The 4,719-nt window shown below is 25.6% G+C and carries 6 protein-coding genes; 3 read left to right on the top strand and 3 right to left on the bottom strand.

Features of this window, described 5'->3' with window-relative positions:
• Positions 1-99: 99 nt before the first annotated feature.
• Positions 100-1,395: a DNA polymerase Y family protein gene (locus tag GBG18_RS14600; protein WP_152192252.1), complete on the bottom strand. Its 1,296-nt coding sequence runs from the start codon at positions 1,393-1,395 to the stop codon at positions 100-102.
• Between the two features lie 82 nt (positions 1,396-1,477).
• On the opposite strand from GBG18_RS14600, the gene GBG18_RS14595 reads away from it, so the two are divergent.
• A complete protein-coding gene (locus tag GBG18_RS14595; RefSeq protein WP_152192251.1) occupies positions 1,478-2,149 on the top strand; it encodes a S24 family peptidase in 672 nt (223 codons plus the stop codon).
• 719 nt (positions 2,150-2,868) lie between these two features.
• On the opposite strand, the gene GBG18_RS14590 is transcribed toward GBG18_RS14595, so the two are convergent.
• Positions 2,869-3,192, bottom strand: a complete 324-nt coding sequence (locus tag GBG18_RS14590; RefSeq protein ID WP_152192249.1) for a hypothetical protein — start codon at positions 3,190-3,192, stop codon at positions 2,869-2,871.
• A 23-nt stretch (positions 3,193-3,215) separates the two neighbouring features.
• Positions 3,216-3,632: a hypothetical protein gene (locus GBG18_RS14585; RefSeq protein WP_152192247.1), complete on the bottom strand. Its 417-nt coding sequence runs from the start codon at positions 3,630-3,632 to the stop codon at positions 3,216-3,218.
• A 137-nt stretch (positions 3,633-3,769) separates the two neighbouring features.
• Here GBG18_RS14585 and GBG18_RS14580 point away from each other — a divergent pair, with 137 nt between their 5' ends.
• Positions 3,770-4,012, top strand: coding sequence for a helix-turn-helix domain-containing protein (locus GBG18_RS14580; protein ID WP_152192245.1), 243 nt, complete (start codon positions 3,770-3,772; stop codon positions 4,010-4,012).
• A gap of 382 nt (positions 4,013-4,394) precedes the next feature.
• Positions 4,395-4,679: a hypothetical protein gene (locus GBG18_RS14575; RefSeq protein ID WP_152192244.1), complete on the top strand. Its 285-nt coding sequence runs from the start codon at positions 4,395-4,397 to the stop codon at positions 4,677-4,679.
• The last annotated feature ends 40 nt before the right edge of the window (positions 4,680-4,719 follow it).

Below are 4,719 nucleotides of genomic sequence, written 5' to 3'. Positions count from 1 at the left end.
TTAACAATAAATATTCATTTTATAAGATGAATTATATATATGTTTTTTGTACTTCTTTTTTGATTCTTTCTTTCTTATTTAATATAAAGCTCTAAAACTTTAAGAACGAATATTAAGCTCACTACCATACCTAATTATATCAACCCCATACTTATCTCTAATCTTAAGTAGTTTTTCATTTAATGCTTTAAATTTTGTATCCTTCTCAAAATCTATCAATGAAAATGTTTTTTGATTATGTGCATTAGAAAAGTTTGATGCAGAAATTCCTATATAGTGTATTTTATGAGTAACATGATTATCTAACTTTTTAATCATATCTTTTGAAAGATCAATTAAAAACTTCTCATTAAAAAGTCTATTATGACTAATTGATTGAGAGTTTTTTGATCCATACTCATATCGTATTTTAAAAAAATAGCTCGTAGGATTTAAGGATAGTTTTGAAATAGTAAAACTTAAATACCTTGCGAGAATTAATACTCTACGGTAAAGCTCATTTCTATTTAGTATTGCTTTAAAGTTTCTACTTATTCCTATACCTCTACGATCACTATAAGCAATTACTCTTTCATTATCAGTACCACAAATTCTTTTATATAATTGAACCCCTGTTTTACCATATGAATATAGTAAACTAGGTTTCGTTCTTAACTCTCCCAATGTTTTAATTCTATGTATTTCAAGTTTTTTAGATATTGCTTGTCCAACACCAGGAAATTCATTTACATCAATATCATCTGTATACTTATAAACTTGGTCTTGTCTTAATGCTAAAGCACTATAAGGCTTTGCTTCATCTGTTAAGAGCTTTGCTATCCATTTACTTTTACTTGCTCCAATGGAAATTGGTAAGTCAAACTTTTCCATAATATCATCTCTTAATTTTTCAATAAACTCTTGTGTATCTTCATCTTTTATCCACCCATTTAAATCTCCAAAGAATTCATCAATAGAATATTGCTCCAGGACAGGTATTTTAAACTCTAAGTATTTTTTTAATTTTTGAGATAACTCTTGATAAAATAGATGATCACTTTTTATAATCAATAGATTAGGACACATATATAAAGCTTCTTTCAAAGGTGTTCCAGTTTTTATTCCATACTTCTTAGCTTCATAAGACTTTGCAATCACTATACCATGTACATTTCCCTCTTTATCAATATATTCATCCCTCCAAGCTCCTAAAACATTATTATGCTGCTTATTTTTAAACTCTAATACACTATTAAAAGCTCCAGTATCTCCAAGCATAACACCATCTTTTTTAACATTGGAAAAGATTCTATTATCACTTCCTTTTACAACTACAACATTTTTATCTTTTAAGAAAGGATATCTTGTTCTTTCAGCACTAACAAAATAACAATCTAAATCTAAATGTATATTCATTTATATTATACCTTGTAATCTTTTTACATAATGTATTACATAAATGATATTATTCAAAATAAATTAACATATAGGTCAATAAATGATAATTAGCGATTTCAATTCTGTAATGAATAAAATCAGAATCCATATAGAACAATCACAAAAGAATAAAGATAAAAAAGTCTATGATATTGATATAGCAAAAGCTTTAGATATCTCAAAAGAACACTATTGTAGATCTAAGAAAGATAGCAAAATACCACTACAAGCTATTATAAATTTTTGTGCAAAAGAGAACATTGTTATTAACTATATATTATTTGATCAACTACCTGAAACACTAAATCAGATTACAGATAAAATCATTAGTATTAAATACTTTAAAAATATAAATACTAGTGCAGGTGGGGGTGCTATAAATGAAAAAGAGAACTTTGAGTACTTAGGTTTAGATAAAGATGTTGTAGAACAACTAGGTGGTAAAGAAGCTATTAAAAATATAGAAGCATTAAATGTAACAGGTGAATCAATGGAACCTTTAATAAAAGATGGTTCAATTATATTTATAGATAAATCTAAAACAATTCCTTCATTTCGAAATAACGATATATATGTAGTTAATACTCAAAATGGAGTGGTAGTCAAAAAAGTAACTTTCTTGCCAAAATATAATAAACTTCAATTGCTATCGTGTAATCCTTTATTTTTGCCAGAACTTCACGATTGTGATGATGTTGAAGTATTAGGTAAAGTTGTTGGAACAAGTGAATGATTTATTATATTTATATTTTAAATATTTAAGTTATAATTATTGTAGAGATACTCTAAAATATAATTTTCAAAGGGAATGATATGCAAGATTTTTTACATGTTTTAATTGTTGCTGTATTGTCATTCGGATCATTATATTTAGCTTGTAAATTGCCTAAAAAAGATAAAACTCGTAAGACGGATTAATTAAATCGTCTAGTTCTTAAAGAAAAATGGAAACGGTAAAAACAATTACCTCTCTCAATTTTTATTCATGTACTTCAATAAACAAAACTTCGTGTTATAATTTTTTATAACTTTTATGAAAGTGGAGCTAGAATTGAAGGAATTGCATTAATTAAAAAAGAACAGTTACTTGATACAAAATATGATTCGATTACTCATGCTATTAAAGCTGCACTATTTACAAAAGAAAAAGGTGGTAAAGAAGGAGAAGTTTTAGTATCACTTGATACATATGTAAAACTAGAAGAATATTTTGAATTAAATAGTAAATTTAAGATTAATAGACAAAAATATTATAATGATATCAAACAATCATGTTTATCTTCAAATGAAATTCCTGAAGGGAGTCATGGTCTTAGATGGAATTTTGCAAAATTAAGAATGTTTGAATATGCTCAAGCAGGATTTTCATATCAAGCTTCACTTCAAGAAGTATCTTATGAAATGAAGCATAATAGAGCTAGTATAACTGAACATTATCTCGCTTAGACAATTTTATCTTTTTTCAAAAATTGCTTTTTCACAACCTTGTGTATACCCCTTTACATAAACCTTGTTAACTACATTAAAGTTATATAACAATTTTGCAGGCATAATACATAAAAAATCAAAATTTGCATTAAATGCTCCCATTATTTTTGCTTTATCCACACCTTTTTCTGCTTTTTTAAAGTCACTAATATTTTTTAAAATAGTAGTTCTTTTTTTACTTTCTTTACTTCCATCCTCATAGCCTGCCTTGAAACCATCTTCATAAGTTATTTCTTTTGCATTAATAACTGTTAAAATGAAAATCAACATAATAAATATTTTTTTCAAAATTTCTCCTTTTATTTTATTCTTTACTTATTTACAGTGTATACAGGTTTAGTTTGTGAAAAGTAAGCCAGTGCAATTAATAATGCAATAAACGATACTACTGACAGTGGTACATATATTATTGTTTGTAACAATGTAATTCCTATACCAATAAAGAAACTGGTACGCTTTATATTTGCTACTAAAATTAGGATAAATAGAATCGTAGCAAAAGACATAAGTAATAGTCCATTTAGAAGATCACCATCTATTTCTAAGGCACTCAAATACCACTTATGTCCAAAATATGAAAGACCTGTTATTACTGCGTACAATGTAAAAAAATCAAAACCTAAAAATCTAAACTTATACTTTTCATATGTCTTTTCATTCATAGTACCTATCAACCATGTTAATAACATACATAGTATTGCAATTCCGATAACTGTTAAAACTTTCATTATAGCTCCTAGTGTATCCATATTGGATAAATATCCTAGAATTATAACCTAATTTAGTATATTATGTCAAGTAGTACATATCTATATCAGATATTTTTATGCTATAATATTACTAATATAGATAAATAAGGGTGTTTATGACTAAAGATCAATTTAACTTTAAACTAAAAAAATTAGACCTTACATTAAATGACTTCTCTAAAATTTCTGGAATATCTTATTCAACAATTAATAATTGGGGATTTATGAAAGATAATGGTAAAGCTATTGCCGTACCTGATTGGGTAGATTCATTTTTAGTTTATTTTGAAAAAGCAAAAAAATATGATTATTTAAAAAATGAGATATATGATGTTATGAAAGAGTTAGAAAATAAATAATAGGTTTTAAAAAAGTTTTTTGATATAATATTTTTAACAAATCATGAAGGAACAATGAAAACTGAGTCTTTACTCTAACATTGCTGTTTTATGATTATCTATCTTGTATAAAATACATAGTAATGTGTGCTATTTACTATTATGCCTTTGAAACTAGAACACTTTAACGTTCAGAACTATTACTTTAATATTAACTAATCTATCTATCTTAATTTTCTAAACGTTGTATTCTTAATATAACTGTAGATAATAAGTATTTAATCTATCAAAAAATCTAATAACTATTGTTTCATTTGATTTAATGATTTTAAAGTTTTACTTAATAAATATATTGATCAAATAGAATAAAGAAGAAGGATAAAAAATTAAATTTATAATAACAATGGTATTACTTGTATTATTTCTAAATGCCAGTAGTCTTTCAAAATCAAAGAAAACTCTTTTAAAGAAAGTTTACTTCGATAATCAAATCACATTTTATTGTTCAAATCCTTATGAAATAAAAAGAGTTAAAAATAAAGAAAAAGCATTAATAGTTCAAGATAGTAAATATTACACTCCCAGAAACCCTTATTTCAAATCAGGAAAAGAGAATGATAGAGCTAAAAGAGTTGAAGGTACCTGTTCGTTTTATAATAATGGACGATATCATATGAAGTGGGTTTAAAAGTTTATTTTATGTCTCACTCTCTTCGTAACTAGTATTT

It is taken from the genome of Poseidonibacter ostreae (genome assembly GCF_009208075.1).
Lineage (GTDB): Bacteria > Campylobacterota > Campylobacteria > Campylobacterales > Arcobacteraceae > Poseidonibacter > Poseidonibacter ostreae.
This window is presented reverse-complemented; position numbering and strand designations above follow the sequence as displayed.

Coding starts and splice junctions, on each gene's coding strand:
- GBG18_RS14580 (WP_152192245.1), top strand. CDS start 3,770: ATGACTAAAGATCAATTTAACTTTAAACTAAAAAAATTAGACCTTACA.
- GBG18_RS14575 (WP_152192244.1), top strand. CDS start 4,395: ATGGTATTACTTGTATTATTTCTAAATGCCAGTAGTCTTTCAAAATCA.
- GBG18_RS14585 (WP_152192247.1), bottom strand. CDS start 3,632: ATGAAAGTTTTAACAGTTATCGGAATTGCAATACTATGTATGTTATTA.
- GBG18_RS14595 (WP_152192251.1), top strand. CDS start 1,478: ATGATAATTAGCGATTTCAATTCTGTAATGAATAAAATCAGAATCCAT.
- GBG18_RS14600 (WP_152192252.1), bottom strand. CDS start 1,395: ATGAATATACATTTAGATTTAGATTGTTATTTTGTTAGTGCTGAAAGA.